The organism is Micromonospora pisi (assembly GCF_003633685.1).
Taxonomy (GTDB): Bacteria; Actinomycetota; Actinomycetes; order Mycobacteriales; family Micromonosporaceae; genus Micromonospora_G; species Micromonospora_G pisi.
This window is the reverse complement of sequence record NZ_RBKT01000001.1, coordinates 8,666,199-8,683,274: the sequence shown is the minus strand read 5'-3', so window position 1 is coordinate 8,683,274 and position 17,076 is coordinate 8,666,199. Positions and strand designations below refer to the sequence as shown.

The following is a 17,076-nucleotide window of genomic DNA, read 5'->3' as shown; positions in this document are numbered from 1 at the left end:
GCACGATCAGGAACCACCCGCGGCCAGACCACCCAAAGCCCGATTCGTGCGATTAGCGCGCACCGCCGCCCGCTGCTGACCAGCGGTCACATCGATGTAGTTCTGACTGGTCGTCAAGCTCGCGTGGCCCAGCAGCCACATGATCTCCGAAGCGGTCGCACCGTCCTCCGCCAACCGGGTCGCGAACGTGTGCCGTAACGCGTGCAACCGCGCCCCACGCGGAACCCGATCGTTGATCCCCGCCCGCCGGTAACAAGACTCCACCAGGTACTGCAACCCGCCCCGGCGCAACGGCTCACCATGCCGATCGACCAGCAGCACCGCCTCCCGCCGTACCGACCGTGCGCCGAAGCGCCGCCGCCGACTGTCCAGATACCGCAGCACCACGGCGTCAAGCTCCGGCTCCACCGGGATCACCCTGGGCCGACCACCCTTACCGTCAACCTCGACCCGACGCTCGCCCGCCCGCCCGGCCAGCGAACCAACCCGCAACGCGAGCAGCTCGGACAGACGCAGACCCGCGCAGAGCGCCAACGCGAGCACGGCCAGGTCCCGCTCGGGCCACGGATGACGCTGCCGCTGGTCCTCCCGGGCGACCGCGTGCAACAACTGTTCCGGAGTGTCCTCACCCCGAAGCGGCTTGGGTAGGGGGACCGGTGCCGACGGTTTGTCCACCGCCGACATCGGGTTCCCGGCCACCACACCGTCAGTGACCAGGAAGATGAAGAAGCTGTTCCACGTCGACCAGGCCCGGTAGATCGACGCGGGCGCCCGGGGAGCGGCGAAGCGTGCGAACGCGGACCGGAGGGTGCGCGCGGTGAGAACGGAGAGCGGCAGCTCGGCCAGGGGGAGGGGAGGATCGTTCTCCTCGGCGACCAACTGTCCGATCGCGACCAGGTCCCGGCGATAGGCCTGCAGGGTGTGTGGCGAAGGCTTGCGGGTGCCGCGCGCGGTGAGGAAGTCCTCGATCAGCCTCAGTAACGATATGTCACTTTTGTCCTGCATAAGGAATATTATGCATGTTTTACCGGTGTCACCGGAAGGGGTGGAGGGTGCTGATCTTGTTTGGCGTACCGCCGGGCACGGTGCCGTACGCGGGGAAGCTCATACCGATCAAGGGTGGTCGACGGCGACGGCAGTGCTCTGTGGGCACTGGTGCACCCCGGCGGCGCCGTGCCGACGCACGGCGTGAGTCGGCACGGCGGCGCGCTGTCGGCCGAGCCGGCACGCCTGATCGCCGGGGGCGGCACCCCTGAACCTCGATCGAGGAGGTTTCCGGACGAGGCCCCGAGGGACCCTCTCCGGTGCTCGACGGGCACCGGAGACCGGCCTAGTTGACATAATGCACATTATCGAATCGGGAGCCGATGAGTCGAACTCAGGAACAATGAGGTCATCGACCCCCCGGTGCGTCCGCCTGCGATGATCATTGGCGTACAGAGCCTGACTGGCCCGAAAGGACACCATGCCCGCCTACGTCATAGCAAACCTGCAAGAGGCCGCCCCGCACCCGGAGATCGCCGAGTACGTCGAGCGCATCGCCGGCACCTTCGAGCCGTACGGTGGCCGCTTCCTCGTGCATGTCACGCAGCACGAGGTGAAGGAGGGCACCTGGCCCGGGAACGTCGTGATGATCGGCTTCCCCGGAATCGCCGAGGCACGAAGCTGGTGGGACTCTCCCGCGTACCAGGAGATCGCCCCGCTACGCTCGCGGCACATCGAGGGCGACATCATCATGATCGAAGGCGTCCCCGAGGGCTACGACCCGACTGCCACCGCGAAGGTGATGCGGGAGGCCCTGCCCGCCGAGTAGCCCTCAGGCTCGGTTCCCCACCGTCTCCACGGAACGTCCCCCGGTCGACCTGCCAGCCTCGTCCATCCTCGTCGGTCACGGCGGCAAGGTGTCCGTTCGTCAGGGAGACGCTCTGGTACGAGATTTCGTCCACCGGCTCCGCCGCGGCGAAATCGGGTACACCATGGAACACATGGCTGTCATCGACTACTTCACGGGTACGGACACGGTGCACATCGCCACCGAGATGCGCGACGGCGGTGAGGTCGTCACCCCGATCTGGGCGGTGGTGGTGGACGGTGTGCCGTACGTCCGCAGCGCCTATGGTCCGCAGTCGAAGTGGTATCGGCGGGTGCAACGTACCGGTCGGGCCGCGTTCGTGGACGGCAGTCAGCGGTATCCGGTGACCGTCGAGAACCTCGATGACGAGGCGGTGATCGAGCGGGTCGACGAGGCGTACCAGGCCAAGTACGCCGACCAGGGTTCGGCGCTGCGTCAGGTCGCGTCGCCGCAGGTGCGTGGGTGCACCATGAGGGTCAACGTGAGGTAGGGACCGGGTCCCCTGACGTTCAGGTTGAGGTTCAGGCCTCTCCCCCGGCGCCTGGTTGATCTCTGCGGCCTGTCCGGCACGTCCGCGCCGGTTCAGAGGCCGCCGGCGACTCTGAGGGTCGCTCCGGTGGTGTACGAAGCGGCGTCGCTGAGCAGCCAGACGACGGCGGCGGCGATCTCGTCGGCTTCTCCGGCGCGCCCGAGTGGCACCCGTTCCGCGATCCGGGCGGGTCGGTCGGGCACCCCGGAGACGGCGTGTATGTCGGTCCAGATGGTGCCGGGTGAGACGGTGTTGACCCGGATCTTGCGGGGGCCGAGTTCTTTGGCGAGTCCGATGGTGAGGGTGTCGGTGGCGGCCTTGACGGCGGCGTAGTGGATGTATTCGCCGGGGCTGCCGAGGGTGGCGGCGGCCGAGGAGATGTTGACGATCGCGGCGCCGGCGCCCATCCGTCGGGCGGCCTGTTGGGCGCAGAGGATGTAGCCGACGAGGTTGACGTCGATGACGCGGCGTAGGTCGGTGAGGGTGAGGTCGACGAGGGGTCCGACCGGGCTGGTGACGCCGGCGTTGTTGACCAGGCCGGTGATGTCGCCGAGTTCGGCGGCGGTGGTGAAGAGGTGGTCGACCTGTTCGGGGTCGGTGGTGTCGGCCTGGACGGCGTGGCCGCGTACGCCGGCGGTGTGGATGTCGTGCAGGACGGCGGCGGCGGCTTCGGTGTCGCGGCGGTAGCAGAAGACGATGTCGTGGCCGGCGCGGGCGAGTTGGCGTACGGTCGCGGCGCCGATGCCACGGCTGCCGCCGGTGACGACTGTTACCGGGCTCATCGGGTGCCTCCGCGCTGGTGGGTTGGAGCGACGTTACCGCTTTTGTCGGTGCTGGTACGGGGTGCTCGGTGTGGTGTGGCGCACGGCGTACGCTTCGGCGCATTGTCGTCGGTGCTCTGGGGAATCCGGCGCGTGGTTGTCGTTTCCGGGCTCTGGTGGCGGGGTTCGCGCGGGTGGGTGTGCGGCGGATCGGGTGTTGCGGGTGTTGGTGGCGGTGACCGGTCGGTGGGGCCGGTGGTGGTGGGGCGGATTCGACGTTGTCGGAGCGGGCTGGTAGGAAAGCAGGAAATCAAACAGGTGTACGGAAGAAGGATCTGATGGCTGCCGCGCATACCGATTCCCGAGGGTTGTCCACCGAGGAGTTGCAGACCATCCGGGACACGTTGGCCGGTGGTCGGAAGCCGAAGGTGATGTTCACCGAGGCGGCGGGGCAGATCGCCGGGCAGATCGGTCAGGTGGTGGAGTTGGCCGATCCGGCGACGTCGGATGAGTGGGTGGTGGTGCGGTTCGGTCGGGACGAGTTGCCGTTCTCCCCCACTGATCTGAGTATTCCGCCGCGTGGGGCGACGGGTCGTCGGGTTGAGCAGAAGGTGGAGCCGGAGCCGGTGGAGGCCGCTCCGGAGCCGGAGTTCATGGTGGTGAGGACGCCGGTGCCGGCGCCCCGTGAGGAGGTTGTGGTGAGCACGGTGGACACTCCCCCGGTTGGTGTGGCGGAGCAGGATGCGAAGCCGGCGCGGCGGGCGGTGGCGAAGCCGGCCCGGCCGAAGGGTCCGGCGGGTCTGACGGTGACCCTTTCGTACGCTGACGGGGAGTGGACGTTGGCGGCGACGCAGGGCAGCAAGGCGTTGGCGAAGCCGTACGTGATCAAGCCGGTCGAGGCGTTGAAGATGGTGTCGTTGATCGACGTTCCGGGTGTGCATGAGGCGGTGGAGCAGATCATGTCGGTGGAGCGGAGTGAGGCTGAGCAGCAGGCGGAGAAGCTGCGGGCGGAGCTGGCCGAGATCGAGGCCCGGTTGGCGGAGTTGCGCGACGCGGGCTGAGTTGGGTGTGTTAGTTGGCGCGCCCCCGGAATCACGATTCCGGGGGCGCGCTGTTTTGTGTGGGTGGGTGGGGGTCAGTGGGGGATGTTGGCGATGCTGATGCGGCGGCGGAAGACCCAGTAGGTCCAGCCTTGGTAGGCGAGGACGACGGGGGTGAAGACGAGGGCCACCCAGCTCATGATTTTGAGGGTGTAGGGGGTGGAGGCGGCGTTGACGACGGTCAGGGTGCCGGTGGGGTCGGTGGTGGAGGGTAGGACGTTCGGGTAGAGGGCGGCGAAGAGGGTTGCCATGGTGAGGCCGATGGCGGCGGCGGTGCCGGCGAAGGCCCAGCCTTCGCGGCGTGCTCGGGTGGCGGCGAGCGCGCCGGTGAGGGCGAGGGTGGCTGTTGCGGCGAGGGTGATGGCGGTGAGGTTGTGGCGTTGGGTGAGGGTCCAGGTGAGGAAGGCGGCGGTGAGGGCGAGCGCGGCGGGGATGGTGCGGGTGGCGAGGTTTCCGGCGCGGGTGCGGATGTCGCCGTTGGTTTTGAGGGCGAGGAAGACGGCGCCGTGGGTGAGGAAGAGGGCGGCGGTGGTGGCGCCGCCGAGGAGGGCGTACGGGTGGAGCAGGTCGAGTAGTCCGCCGGTGTAGTCGTGGTTGGTGTCGAGCGGTACGCCTCGGACGATGTTGGCGAGGATGATGCCCCAGCCGATGGCGGGGATTGCGGAGCCGATGGTGATGACGGCGTCCCAGCGTTGTTTCCAGGGGGCGTCGGGGCGCTTGTGTCGGTATTCGAAGGCGACGCCTCGGCCGATCAGGGCGAGCAGGATGAGGAGTAGGGGCAGGTAGAAGCCGGAGAAGAGGGTGGCGTACCACTCGGGGAAGGCGGCGAAGAGTCCGCCGGCGGCGGTGATCAGCCAGACTTCGTTGCCGTCCCAGACCGGGCCGATGGTGTTGATCAGTACGCGGCGTTCGCGGTCGTTGCGGCCGAGTACGGGTAGGAGCGCGCCGACGCCGAAGTCGAAGCCTTCGAGGATGAAGTAGCCGGTGAAGAGGACGGCGATGAGCAGAAACCAGACGGTGGTGAGTTCCACTGTGGGCTCCGGGGTCAGTAGGCGAAGGCGAGGGGGCGGTCTTCGTCGGCGGTGGTGTCGTCGGGTGGGGGTGGGGTGGTGTCGGGTAGTCCGGCGCGGGCGTAGCGGAGCAGGAGTCGGATTTCGATGAAGGCGAGGGTGGCGTAGATGAGGGTGAAGGAGGTGAAGGAGGTGAGGACTTCGGTGAGGGAGACGCTGCGGGAGACGCCGTCGCGGGTGAGCATTTCGCCGAAGACGACCCAGGGTTGGCGGCCCATTTCGGTGAAGATCCAGCCGAAGCAGTTCGCGGCGAGCGGCAGGATGGGCAGGATGATGCCGGCGCGTAGTAGCCAGCGGGAGGTGGGGGTGCGGCCTCGGCGGGTGGTCCAGAGGGCCAAGGCGGCTACTGCGGCGGCGGCCATGCCGAGGGCGATCATGAAGCGGAAGCTCCAGTAGGTGACCGGGATGATCGGGGTGTAGCTGCCGGGTCCGTATTCGGAGACGTACTGGGCTTGGAGGTCGTTGATGCCTTTGACTTCGCCGTGAGGGTCGCCGGTGCCGAGGAAGGAGAGCAGGTACGGGATTTTGAGGGCGTAGAGTTCGCGGGTTCCGTCGAGGCTGCCGATGGTGAGTACGGAGAACGCGGCGGGTTGTTCGGTGTGGTAGAGCCCTTCGGCGGCGGCCATTTTCATGGGCTGTACGTCGGTCATGATCTTGCCTTGGATGTCGCCGCTGATGAGGACGCCTACGGCGGCGACAAGGGTGACGACGGCGCCGAATTTGAGGGCGAACCGGAAGGCGTTGGTGTCGGTGTCGTTTTGTTGCGTTGGTTCGGGTTGGTCGGTGGTGTGTGGGCGGCGGCGGATGAGGTGCCAGAGGGCGACGGAGACCATCAGGGAGCCGGCGACGAGGAAGCATCCGGCGAGGGTGTGCGGGAACGTGGCGAGGGTGACCTTGTTGGTGAGTACGGCGAAGATGTCGGTCAGTTCGGCGCGTTTGGTGTCGGGGTTGATTCGGTAGCCGACGGGGTGCTGCATCCAGGAGTTGGCGGCGAGGATGAAGTAGGCGCTGAGGGTGGAGCCGATGGCGGCGGCCCAGATGGTGGCGAGGTGGATGCGGCGTGGTAGCCGGTCCCAGCCGAAGATCCATAGGCCGAGGAAGGTGGATTCGAGGAAGAAGGCGAGGAGTGCTTCGATGGCCAGGGGTGCGCCGAAGACGTCGCCGACGAAGCGGGAGTAGTCGCTCCAGTTCATGCCGAACTGGAATTCCTGGACGATGCCGGTGACGACGCCCATGGCGAAGTTGATGAGGAAGAGTTTGCCGTAGAACTTGGTGAGTTTGAGGTAGCGCTCGTTGCCGGTGCGGTACCAGAGGGTTTGCAGGATGGCGACGAGTACGGAGAGTCCGATGGTCAGTGGTACGAAGAGGAAGTGGTAGACGGTGGTGACACCGAACTGCCAGCGGGCGACATCCAGAGCGTCCACGAAAACCCCCAGGTTCTACGACGGCCTGTAGTAAATACTACTGACTGTCGTAGAACCTGGATGGGCTGGACCGGAGTGCGCTCGACCACACTCCCCCGCCCGGTCTACCGCCGTACGGAGCTCAGCTGAACCGCTGGTCCAGGTGGAAGGTCACGTCAACGCCGGCCTGGTCCTTGCCGATGAGCTTGCACAGGGCGGCCCTGATCGGCAGCCAGTGCGGACCCGCACCGGACGGCATGCAGGTCGCGGTGAACGGATGCCCGTCGATCGTCCCGCCGACCTTCACCGCCCGCCTGGTCCCGAACACTTCGGCTGAGTTCGGCACCGTCACGTAGGTGGCGAACGCCCCGTGCTTCTCGATCGGCGCGGTGAAGGTGTGGTCGAGCGGCTGCGGGCTTCGCGGCGTGGCCATGCTCGTCTCCCGGACTCGTCTGTCGATGAACCCACCGGACGCTACCGTCGATGTCCCCCGCGACGAGGCCCGCCAGGCCGCTGTTTCCGGCCGGAGATCCTCGGCCCCCCCGGCCCGGGCGGACCGGCCCACGCTCACCCACCGGCCCGCTACCGCGCCGATCCCGGCCGGACTGTGCGAAGATCGGCGGCTGATGGACACCGTCACCGACGCCCCCTGGCGGGCTCCGCGACTCTGGCGCGCCCTGCAACTGGTCGGTCGAATGCTGGTCGGGGCGCTCGCCCGGCTACGAGTCACCGGCGACGTACCGGATCAGCTGCGCCACGGGCCGCTGATCCTGGCCGCCAACCACATCAGCCCGTTCGACCCGGTCGTGCTCACCGCCGCGTGCCAGGTCCGCCGGATCGCCCCACGGATCATGGCGACCGGTGGTCTGTTCCGCGCCCCGCTGATCGGATCCGTGATGCGGCGCAGTGGCCACATCCGCGTCGACCGGCGCACCCCCGAGGTCGGCCAGGCTCTCTCCTCGGCGGTCTCGGCGGTTGCCGGCGGATCGGTGGTGCTGGTCTACCCGGAGGGAAGGATGGGACTGGACCCCGGCATGTGGCCCGAACGAGGCAAGACCGGCACCGCCCGGCTCGCCCTCGCCAGCGGTGCCGTGGTGGTACCGGTCGCCCAGTGGGGGGCGCACGAGGTGCTGCCCTACGGCACCCCCCAGGGACTGCTGCGCGCGGTCGGTCGGGCACTCGTACGCCGCCCGGTGATCCGGGTGCACTTCGGTGACCCGGTCGACCTGAGCGGGCTCGACCCGACCGTACCGGGCGCCGCCCGTCGGGCCACCGACCGGATCATCGACGCGTTGACCTCGGGCCTGGCCCCGTTGCGTCCCGACGAGCCGGACCGCCCCCGTCATCATGATCCGACCCGGCCGGTGGAGACGACCCGTTCGCACCGCCGCCCCGGTGAACCCGGCAACAGTCCGCCGACCGTGGTGTGACGACCGTCGGGGCGCCGCCCCGATCCGGCCGGCGGTGGGCTACTGCTCCGGTTGGCGTTGCCGCAGGTAGGCCAGGACCGCCTCGCGGGTGGTACGGACACCGAGCGCCTCCCGGGCCTGCGCGATCCGCCGGTTGGCGGTACGCAGGGACAGGAACTCGGCCGCCGCGGCGGCGGCGATCGTCTCACCGTTGGCCAGCCGTTCCAGCAACGCCCGCTGCTCTGGGACCAGTTGCGTCGACACGGTCGCGCCGACCGGTTCCGGTCCGCTGTCGGCGTCCCGGTGGACCGGCCCGAGCCGGTCCAGGTCGGCGACGAGCGCCCGGCCGACGTCCGCGCCGGCGTCGACGATCGCCACCACACCGGCACCCCGGGCGGCGGCCAGCAGCACCAGCCGCGCCGTGTCCAGGTCCGGCACCCGACCGAAGAGCACCACCCGGGCCGGCCGCAGGTCCCACCCACCGTCGGGCAACGCGAACCCCTCCCGGGTCGACCAGCCGGAGCGGGCCAGCCGGCGCAGTACCGTGGTGGCGTCCACCGCCGAGGAGAGGACGTAGCGCGGCGAATCGGGCGCGGTCATCGGCCCACCTCCCCGGTGGGCGTGGGCGCCGCCGGTACCCGTTCGTCCCCGGTACGCGGCGCCGGCAACCCGGTGAGCGTGAGCGCGAGCGCGGCCGCCTCGGTACGGGTACGGGCACCGAGTTTGCGCATCCCGGAACGGATGTGTGTCTCCACCGTCTCCCCGGAGACACCGAGCTGGCCGGCGATCCGCCGGGACGGCTCCCCCGCCGCGACCAGGCGCAACACGTCCCGTTCCCGGTGGGTGAGTGAGGTGCCGGTGCGGGGGCCGCGACGGTCACGGCGTACCGAGTGCCGGCGCAACCCGCGTCGGGCCCGGCCGAGCAGGACCACCAGGCCGGTCTCTTCGGCCAGCCGTTCGGCGGCCAGCAGCGCGGGCACGGCCCGTTCGGGGTCGTGTTCGTGCAGGCCGTGTGCGAGCAGGCAGCGGACCTCCTCGCGTACCACCAGGTCGTGCCAGGCGGTGGCGGCGCCGCTGAAGCCGGCCGGGTCGTCGTCGGCGCTGTCCCAGGCGGCCAGGGTCTGACGTACGGCGGCCGGGGTGCGCGTCGTCGGGGTGCCGTCGGTGCGGCCGGCGGTGGGGTGGGAACTGTCGTGCGCCGCCCACCGGGCGGTGATCCGGCGCAGCCCGTCGAGCAGGGTCGGTCCCGGCGGGGCGTGGCCGGGAGCCGCTGCCCGCTCCGGTTGACCGTCGAGCCAGGCCGCCTCCCGGGTCACCCAGTCCAGTGGCCCGCCGGGTGCCCCGGACACGGTCGCGAGCCGGGCCCGGGCGGGTGCGAGGAGCCCGGCGTCGGCCTCGAGCAGGCTCGCCGCCGCCACCGCGTACTGGCGGGCCAGGGTGGGTAGCGTCCGGTCGGTCAGGTCACCGGCGCGACGCAGCACCTCGTCCGGTTCCCTACCCGTGCCGGAGAGCGCGGCGCACCACAGGGACGCGCCGAGGAAGCGGGTCTGCCAGCTGTAGGCGAGGTCGGTGCCGCAGGCGCGGGCGTACCGGGTGGCGGCCCGCATCGCCTCGGGCAGCCGGGCGTCGGCGATCAACGTCTCGACCAGCAGCCACCCGCTCCACCGGGCGGCGAGCGGGTCGTCGCCGTCGGCGGCCGTACCCAGGGAGTGTTCCCAGCCGGGCTGCCGGGTCACGGCCGCGACCGCCGCGTACGCGGCGCGCAGCCCCGGGTGGGCCGGCTCGGAGCCGTGTCGGGCGACGACCCCGGCCAGTGCCCGGCTCGCGGCGACCGGGTCGTCGGCGAGTGCCGCGAGCAGCATCACCCGGTCCCGGGAGGCGACGAGTTCGGGTGCCGCCGAGTCGGGCACCGGTGCGACCGCGGTGCGGGCCGCCGCCAGGTCACCGACGCGTACCAGGGCCTCGGCCCGCAGCACCGAGGCGGCCACCCCGAGCGGGGCGCTGCCGGTCAGGACGCGTGCCGCGGCACGGGGACGGCCACAGGCGAGCGCGGCGTGGGCGGCGGCGACCCGGACCCCGGGTTCCGGGTCGACCTCGGGCAGCCCGCAGGCGAACAGGAGCAGGTCGGCGCGGGCCCCGACGGTGGTCGCGTCGTCGGCGGCGGTGACCGCGGCCACGTACGCGGCCGTGGGACGGCCGGCGGCGGCCAGGTGCCGGGGCGACTCGGCGGCCGGGACGAGTTCGGCCAGCCGCTCGTGCAGGGCCCGCCGGCCGTCGGGGTCGAGCATTCCGGCCGCGACCTCGGCCAGGTACGGCGACGCCGGGGCGACGGTGCCGTCCCCGGTGCGTTCGACCAGTCCGGCGGCGGCGAGTTCGTCGGCACCGGGGCCGAGCAGCCCCGTGCTGGCGGGACGGCCGAGGAGACCGAGCGCGGCCAGGGCGGTACGGGCCGGGCGGGTCAGGTCGGCCAGGGCGGTCGCGACGACGTACCCGATCTGGTCGACGTCGGCGGCACCGGACGGATGGTCGGCGGCGTGCCGGGCCAGCACCGTCACCGCCAACGGTGTGCCGCCGGCGCGTCGGACCACGTCGGCGACCGTGGCCGGGTCCAGGCCGGGGGCGGTGGTGCGGGCCAACGTGGCCGCCGCGTCCGGGTCCAGCGGCGGTACGGCCAACCAGCCGGTCGCCGCGCCGCGCATCGCCGTCACCGCGGCCGGTGGCAGCCGGTGCGGGGTACGCAACGCCACCGCCACCCGGCAGTGCGCGGCCAGTGGGACCAGGGCGGCGAGGGTCACCGGGTCCGCCCACTGCAGATCGTCGAGAAGCAGCAGACCAGCCCGGACCCGGGACCGGACCGCTTCGGCGAGCAGCGCCGGGTCGTCGGTCGGCAGTCGCACCCGCAGCGCGTGACTGAGCCCGAACGCCGGCACCGCCTGCAGGGTGGCCAGCGCGTTTCCGGAGAACACCGGCCCGTGGAAGGTGGCGCCGAGGCGGCGCAGCAGGGTGCTGCGCCCGCTGCCCGGACCACCGTGGATCACCACCAGGCCGGGTCCGGTCAGCGCCGCCGAGGCGGCGGCGAGGGCGCGCGCGGACGCGTCGACCGGCCCGTCTCCGGGGACGCGGTCGTCGGGGTCGCCGCCGAGTGCGTGCCGCACTGGTCCTCCCGCCAGGGCTCGCGGCCACCACCGCGGGGGCGGTGGCACGAACGTGGGATCCTGCGCCGGCAGGATATTCGTAGTGTGAGGTCCGACAGGAGCGCCCCGCCCTGTCGCCGCGTCGGAGGGACGACCAACGATATGAGCGAGCAAGACCGCCGTGACCATGCCATTGTCGCCGACCGTACCGCCGGCTGACGAGTCATGGGATCAGGTCCGCTCGGTGCCCGCGTCGCCGCGCTCTGCGACGAGGTGGGGCCTCGGCTCGGCGTTTCGTTGCAGGGACAGGTCTTCGGCGTACGGCGCCGGCTCGACGAGCCGTTGCGGGTGGCGATCGCCGGCCGACTCAAAGCCGGAAAGTCGACACTTGTCAACGCGTTGATCGGTCGCCGGGTGGCGCCGACCGAGGTCGGCGAGTGCACCCGGGTCGTCACCCAGTTCCGGTACGGCACCACCGACCGGGTCGACGTGGTGCGCCGCGACGGCAGCCGTACGAGTCTGCCGCTGGACGAGGCCGGGATGATCCCGTCCCGGCTCGGGGTGGCGCGGGCCGAGATCGCGTTCGTGGACGTGACGCTCACCAGTGACCATCTGCGGGACCTGACCGTGGTCGACACCCCCGGGCTCGGCTCGACCAACACCTCCGTCAGCGACGGTGCCAGCCGGTTCCTGCACGGTGACGCCGTCGCCCCGTACGACGACGACATCGACGCCGACTCGGTCGGGGCGGTCTCCGGCGCCGAGGCGATCGTCTACGTGTTCACCCAGGCGGTACGGGACGACGACGTGGAGGCCCTGGAGGCGTTCCGTTCGGTGTCCGCGCGGCTGGCCAGCAACCCGATCAACTCCCTCGGTCTGTTCAACAAGGTCGACAAGCTCGTCGGCGGGCCGGACGACCCGTGGCCGGTCGCCGGGCCGCTCGCCGACGGCCAGGCCGCCGTGTTGCGTCGGGTGGTGTCGGACGTGGTGCCGGTGGTGGGGCTGCTGGCCGAGACGACCGAGGCGGGCCGGTTGACCGCCGCCGACTGTGAGGCGCTGCGTACGTTGGCCGGGCTGCCGGCCACCGAACGGATGATCCTGCTCGCCTCGGTGGACCTGTTCACCAGGCGGGACTGTGTGGTGCCACGGGCGCAACGGGAGCGGCTGCTGCGGCTGCTGGACCTGTACGGGGTCGGCTTCGCCCTGGCGCGGTTCGCCGCCGCACCACGGTTGGCCAGTGGTGACCTGGTCCGGGCACTGTTCCAGGCGTCGGGTTTCCCGCGTCTGCGACACACCCTGGACCAGGCGTTCCGGTGGCGGACCGACGCGATCAAGGCCGGGTGGGCGCTCTCCGCCCTGGAGCGGATCGCCAGCCACGCCGCCGTACCGGCGGACCGGGAACTGCTGCGAGACGCGATCGAACGGGTGCTGCAACAGCCTGAGTACCACCGGTTGCGGCTGCTGGAGGTGGCTCAGCTCGTCGGCACCGGCGTGGTCGAGCTGCCCGAGCCGATGGAACAGGAGCTGTCCCGGCTGGCGCTGGCCACCGATCCGCAATGGATTCTGTCCCTGCCCGGCGCGGGACCACGGGAGCTGGCTGAGGCGGCACTGGCGGCGGCGACCCGTTGGCGGGTCTACGCGGTCGCCGGTGCCGGCCCGGCCCAGTCCCGGGTGGCGCTGGTCGCGCATCGGGGCTTCTATCTACTCGCACAGCAGATCCGTGCCGGGGCGCCGCCGGAACCCGCGCCGCCGACGGTCGGATACGGATACGGAGGGCAGGTGCGGTGACGGCGACTGCGGACGTGAAACCGGAGGCGCTGGGCAAACTGTTGACCGGGGCGGTGCAGACGTCGCTGGCGTACCTGCGCAAGGTCGACCCGGACGCGGGTGCCGAGGTCGACGCGGTCCGGCGGCGGGAGCTGACCCGGCCGGCGGTGGTGGTGGTCGGTGAGACCAAGCGGGGCAAGAGTTCGCTGGTCAACGCGCTCATCGGGGTGCCCGGACTGTCGCCGGTGGACGTGGCCGTGGCGACCAGCACCTACCTGGAGTTCGTACCCGGGTCCGAACCCGGCGCGCGGGCGTGGGTGCCGGGCCGGGAGGACCCGGTCGAGATCGGTGTGGCGGACCTGCGGGACTGGGGCACCGGCCTGGGGACCCTACCGGAGGGGACCCGCCCGCCGAGGCGGCTCGAGGTACGGCACCCGGCCCCGCTGTTGCAGTACCTGGCCCTCGTCGACACCCCGGGCACCGGTGGGCTGGACCCGGTCCACGCCGAGATCGCCCTGGACGCGGTGGAACGGGCCACCCTGCTGTTGTTCGTGGTGGACGCGTCGGCCCCGTTCGGCAAGGCCGAACTCGACTTCCTGATCGAGGCGAGTAAGCGGGTCAACCTGGTCGTGTTCGCGTTGACCAAGACCGACGCGTACCCGGGTTGGCGGACGATCTGGTCGGACAACCAGGCACAGTTGCGTACGCACGCGGCCCGGTTCGCCGCCGCCGCCTGGTTCCCGGTCTCGTCCCGGCTGGCCGAGCTGGCGTTGACCCTCCCCGCCGAGGCGGCCACCGAACTGGTCCGTGAATCACGGATCGGGGAACTGCAGCACGCGTTGGTCGACCTGGCCGGCAAGGCGCACCTGCTGGCCCAGGCGAACGTGTTGCGTACGGTCCGCAGCGAACTGGTCCGGTTGGACCTCGGCCTCGGGGCGAGGCTGGCGGCGACCGACCCGGAGCCGGCGGACGTGTCCCGGGCGAGGCAGGAGCGGGCGGCGCTGGCGGCCCGGAAACGCACCGAGTCCCGGCAGTGGTCGTTGACGCTGAGCACCGAGACGCAACGGGCCCGGGTCGAGGTGACCGGTCTGCTGCGCGGGTATCTGAGCAGTCTGCAGGAGGAACTCCTGACCAAGGTCGAGAAGGGTCGGGGTGAGGACCTCAAGGGGCTGCCGGGACTGGTCGACGAGTCCCTGCACGCGGTCTCCGTACGCCTGTCGCGCGACCTCGAGGCCCGGTTCGGCAAGGTTGCCGAGCGGGCGTTGGCGCAGGTGTTCGCCCCCGACGAGTTGCGGCACGTGCTGGGCCGGCTCAACGCGACACTGGAGCACGCCCTGGCCAGCAAACCGCGCCGTGAGGGCGGCGGCGCGGACAACGTGATGATCGCGATGTCGGCCGGTGGGATGGCGTTCATGGCCGGCCGGGGGGCGATGGCCGGCGCCTCCGCGCTCGGCGCCGGCACACTGATCGGCGGCGGGCTGCTGGTGCCGTTCGCGGGGTTGGGGCTCGGCCTGGCCGCTGGCGCGTTCATCCTCTACCGGCGGCGGGTGCAGGCCGACCGGCAGCAGGCCCGGACCTGGCTGCGGGAGGTGCTCGCCGAGGCCCGGGCCGCGCTCTCCGACGAGGTGACCCACCGTTTCACCGACCTGCAGTACGCGTTGACCCTCGCCCTCGACGACGCGATCGAACGACGGTTGAAGGAACTCGACGCGCACATCGCCGAGATCGACAAGGCGATGGTCGAGGACAAGTCGAGCCGGGCCAGACGCAAGGCGGCGCTGCAGGCCGATCGGGAGACGCTGCGGGCGCGGATCAAACAGGTCGACGAGGTGCTGCTCCGGGCCCGGGTGCTCGCCCCGGCAGCGGCACCGGACGAGCGGGGGTAGCCGGATGACCGACCACTGGGACGGGTGGATCGAGGACGGTTCGGGATTCGACGACGGACCCGACGGCAACACCGGCGCCCTACCGGACCTTTCCGCCGATGACGGCTACCCGGTCGAGGGGTTCGGCCCCGCCGACGACCTCACCGGCGGTGGTGGTGGTGGTGCCGGCGCCGAGGACCCCGGCGGGTCGCCGGAGACCGGACCGATCGGGTACGGCGACGAGCCGTTCACCTTCGACACCGATCTCGGGTACGGCGACGACTCCCTCAGCTCCGAAACCGGGCCGGGAAGCGTCGACGCCGACAGTGGGCTGGGTCCGGCGGCGGACACCGACACGGGCCTCGGCGCGGCGCAGGCCGACAGCGGCCTGGGGTCGGCGGAGCCGGACGCCGAGGTCGGTTTCGGCTCGGCCGGGCCACCGGTGGGCGCCGATCCGGACCTCGGGCCGTACGGCGACGCCGACGGGTGGCCGCAACCGGCGTTCCCGGAAACGTTCGAGGGCGGGGTGGCGCCGGAACCGATCGACGGCTGGCCCTGGGCCGACCCGGCCACCCTCGGCGGCCCGGACACGCTGCCGGACCCCGCCGCCGTTCCCACGGCCGCCCCCGATCCCACCGAACTGGCCGGGTACGCCGCCCGGGAGTTACCGCCCGACGCCGACCCGTGGGCCGTACTCGCCGATTCCGAGGACCCGGCGACCAGTGCGCTGGCCCGGTTCTGGGGGCAGCGGGAGAGCTGACCGGCGGGTGAGCCGTGCTCACCGGGCCGGTACGGGGACCGCCCGCCACGGCAGGGCGTCGATCGCGTCGATCACCTCCCGGCGCGGTTGGCCGCAGCCGTCCAGCGGCACCGCCGGGCGGATCGCGGTCCCGTCGGCGGCGAGCAGGACCAGATAGGGGTTCACCCGGTGGTCCAACGGGCAGACGTCGGCCCGTTCACTGGCCCACGGGGTGGCCAGCGCGGTGAGCAGCCCGTCGAGTTCACCGTCGAGCCGATCTTCCTGGACGGTGACCGGTCCGGTGATCCCGGTCGGCAGCGCGGTGCAGCGCAGCGCGGCGACCGCCCCGAAGTCGGCCGGTACGTTCCCGGCCGGTCCGGGGTCGTACCCGGACCGGGGCGGGTGGGACCGGGTCGGTGCCGGGCAGGTCGCCGCGACCGTGACCGGGGCGGTCGGCGGGGCCGGCGGGCGCTCGGCCGGGGCGTCGGACGCGGCGCAGGCGGTGGCCAACAGGGCGGTGACGGTCAGCGAGGCGGAGACGGTTCCGATGGTTCGCATGACCGGTTCGACGGGTCGAACCGGTCATGCGGTTCCGACGGGACACCACCGCCGTCCGCACCGGGCGCTCAGCCCGGCGTCGGGCGGCTCAGCGGACGGCGGCCACCGCCGCGTCGCGGCCACCCCGCCAGACCAGACCGGTCTCGGTGTAGCCGGCGGCGCGCAACGCGTCGAGGTGCCACGACAGCGGCGGGTTCCATTCCGTCTCGTGCCGCTCGGCGAAGACCTGACGGCGCTGTTCCAGCAACGGTCCGAGGACCGGGTCCCTGGCGACGTGGTCCCACCACGCCTCCCAGGAGAGCACCGCGCCGGCGGTGTAGCGCGACTCGCGCCGCCGCCGGGCGACGTCACCGAGTCGGGCGCCGAGCCCGGGCAGGCCGTCGTCGGGCACCCGGTCGACGTTGACGAACACGCCGCCGGGGCGCAGCACCTGTCGGATCTCGGCGTAGAGCGCGGTGAGGCGCTCCGGGGCGATCCAGTGCAGGGCGGTGGCGGTCAGCACCGCGTCGTAGTCGTGTCGCGGCAGGCCGGCCGTCCAGTCCGGGTCACGCAGGTCGGCGGTGACCACGGTCGAGCGCTGGTCCAGTGACTCCCGGGCGATGGTCAGCAGCACCGGGTCCACGTCGACCAGCGTGGTCGTCGCGACGGGAACCGGCGCAGCGCCCGCAACGAGATGCTGCCGGTGCCGCCAGCGAGGTCGAGGACGGCGACGCCCGGCCCGGCGGCGACGGCCTCGACCGTGTCGAGCAGCGCGGCGAAGCGTTCCTCTCGATCGGGCAGGTAGCCCTCCTGCTGCCGGTCCCAGCTCTCCTGCCATGCCACCGGATCGATCACGTAAGGAGCCATGGGCGCAAGGGTAGTTACGAACCGGGGTCGCGTCGAACCCGAC

Annotated in this window: 17 protein-coding genes; 7 read left to right on the top strand and 10 right to left on the bottom strand. The window is 71.6% G+C overall.

Translation table 11 applies throughout. The annotated features are described in order from the left end of the window. Window positions 1-6 precede the first annotated feature (6 nt). On the bottom strand, window positions 7-1,005 hold the full coding sequence (locus tag BDK92_RS37940; RefSeq protein ID WP_121161293.1) for a tyrosine-type recombinase/integrase: 999 nt from the start codon (window positions 1,003-1,005) through the stop codon (window positions 7-9). Window positions 1,006-1,465: 460 nt separating this feature from the next. Here BDK92_RS37940 and BDK92_RS37935 point away from each other — a divergent pair, with 460 nt between their 5' ends. Beyond that, window positions 1,466-1,813 (top strand): DUF1330 domain-containing protein, encoded by a 348-nt coding sequence (locus BDK92_RS37935; protein WP_121161291.1) that lies wholly within the window; start codon window positions 1,466-1,468, stop codon window positions 1,811-1,813. A 172-nt stretch (window positions 1,814-1,985) separates the two neighbouring features. Then, window positions 1,986-2,342 (top strand): DUF2255 family protein, encoded by a 357-nt coding sequence (locus BDK92_RS37930; RefSeq protein WP_170208841.1) that lies wholly within the window; start codon window positions 1,986-1,988, stop codon window positions 2,340-2,342. Window positions 2,343-2,434: 92 nt separating this feature from the next. On the opposite strand, the gene BDK92_RS37925 is transcribed toward BDK92_RS37930, so the two are convergent. Next, window positions 2,435-3,163 carry an SDR family NAD(P)-dependent oxidoreductase gene (locus BDK92_RS37925; protein WP_121161287.1) on the bottom strand — a complete coding sequence of 243 codons (729 nt, stop codon included), beginning with the start codon at window positions 3,161-3,163 and terminating at the stop codon, window positions 2,435-2,437. 317 nt (window positions 3,164-3,480) lie between these two features. On the opposite strand from BDK92_RS37925, the gene BDK92_RS37920 reads away from it, so the two are divergent. After that, on the top strand, window positions 3,481-4,203 hold the full coding sequence (locus BDK92_RS37920; RefSeq protein WP_121161285.1) for a hypothetical protein: 723 nt from the start codon (window positions 3,481-3,483) through the stop codon (window positions 4,201-4,203). 74 nt (window positions 4,204-4,277) lie between these two features. On the opposite strand, the gene cydB is transcribed toward BDK92_RS37920, so the two are convergent. From cydB to BDK92_RS37905, 3 genes are all read right to left on the bottom strand, one after another. Continuing rightward, complete coding sequence (gene cydB / locus BDK92_RS37915; protein WP_121161283.1) at window positions 4,278-5,273, bottom strand: cytochrome d ubiquinol oxidase subunit II; 996 nt, start codon at window positions 5,271-5,273, stop codon at window positions 4,278-4,280. A 14-nt stretch (window positions 5,274-5,287) separates the two neighbouring features. Next, window positions 5,288-6,736: a cytochrome ubiquinol oxidase subunit I gene (locus tag BDK92_RS37910; protein ID WP_121161281.1), complete on the bottom strand. Its 1,449-nt coding sequence runs from the start codon at window positions 6,734-6,736 to the stop codon at window positions 5,288-5,290. A gap of 121 nt (window positions 6,737-6,857) precedes the next feature. Then, window positions 6,858-7,148, bottom strand: coding sequence for a DUF1905 domain-containing protein (locus BDK92_RS37905; protein WP_121161279.1), 291 nt, complete (start codon window positions 7,146-7,148; stop codon window positions 6,858-6,860). A gap of 193 nt (window positions 7,149-7,341) precedes the next feature. Between BDK92_RS37905 and BDK92_RS37900 the strand changes: the two genes are divergently transcribed. After that, window positions 7,342-8,145, top strand: coding sequence for a lysophospholipid acyltransferase family protein (locus BDK92_RS37900; RefSeq protein WP_121161277.1), 804 nt, complete (start codon window positions 7,342-7,344; stop codon window positions 8,143-8,145). A 39-nt stretch (window positions 8,146-8,184) separates the two neighbouring features. On the opposite strand, the gene BDK92_RS37895 is transcribed toward BDK92_RS37900, so the two are convergent. After that, window positions 8,185-8,724, bottom strand: a complete 540-nt coding sequence (locus BDK92_RS37895) for a LuxR family transcriptional regulator (RefSeq protein ID WP_121161275.1) — start codon at window positions 8,722-8,724, stop codon at window positions 8,185-8,187. Beyond that, complete coding sequence (locus BDK92_RS40960; RefSeq protein WP_281278679.1) at window positions 8,721-11,279, bottom strand: LuxR C-terminal-related transcriptional regulator; 2,559 nt, start codon at window positions 11,277-11,279, stop codon at window positions 8,721-8,723. The genes BDK92_RS37895 and BDK92_RS40960 overlap by 4 nt, the downstream gene beginning before the upstream one ends. Before the next feature lie 204 nt (window positions 11,280-11,483). On the opposite strand from BDK92_RS40960, the gene BDK92_RS37885 reads away from it, so the two are divergent. From BDK92_RS37885 to BDK92_RS37875, 3 genes are read left to right on the top strand one after another with little or no spacing between them, the layout of a single operon-like run. After that, window positions 11,484-13,046 (top strand): dynamin family protein, encoded by a 1,563-nt coding sequence (locus BDK92_RS37885; protein WP_121161271.1) that lies wholly within the window; start codon window positions 11,484-11,486, stop codon window positions 13,044-13,046. Further along, window positions 13,043-14,911: a dynamin family protein gene (locus BDK92_RS37880; protein ID WP_246017451.1), complete on the top strand. Its 1,869-nt coding sequence runs from the start codon at window positions 13,043-13,045 to the stop codon at window positions 14,909-14,911. Before BDK92_RS37885 ends, BDK92_RS37880 begins: the two co-directional genes overlap by 4 nt. Window positions 14,912-14,915: 4 nt before the next feature. Further along, window positions 14,916-15,650 (top strand): hypothetical protein, encoded by a 735-nt coding sequence (locus BDK92_RS37875; protein ID WP_121161269.1) that lies wholly within the window; start codon window positions 14,916-14,918, stop codon window positions 15,648-15,650. Between the two features lie 18 nt (window positions 15,651-15,668). On the opposite strand, the gene BDK92_RS37870 is transcribed toward BDK92_RS37875, so the two are convergent. From BDK92_RS37870 to BDK92_RS40700, 3 genes are all read right to left on the bottom strand, one after another. Further along, the gene (locus BDK92_RS37870) at window positions 15,669-16,187 is read right to left on the bottom strand and encodes a hypothetical protein (RefSeq protein ID WP_121161267.1); all 519 of its coding nucleotides are present in this window, start codon (window positions 16,185-16,187) and stop codon (window positions 15,669-15,671) included. Between the two features lie 88 nt (window positions 16,188-16,275). Next, window positions 16,276-16,809 (bottom strand): class I SAM-dependent methyltransferase, encoded by a 534-nt coding sequence (locus BDK92_RS37865; RefSeq protein ID WP_246017450.1) that lies wholly within the window; start codon window positions 16,807-16,809, stop codon window positions 16,276-16,278. Next, window positions 16,791-17,033, bottom strand: coding sequence for a hypothetical protein (locus tag BDK92_RS40700; protein ID WP_246017449.1), 243 nt, complete (start codon window positions 17,031-17,033; stop codon window positions 16,791-16,793). Before BDK92_RS40700 ends, BDK92_RS37865 begins: the two co-directional genes overlap by 19 nt. Window positions 17,034-17,076 lie beyond the last annotated feature (43 nt).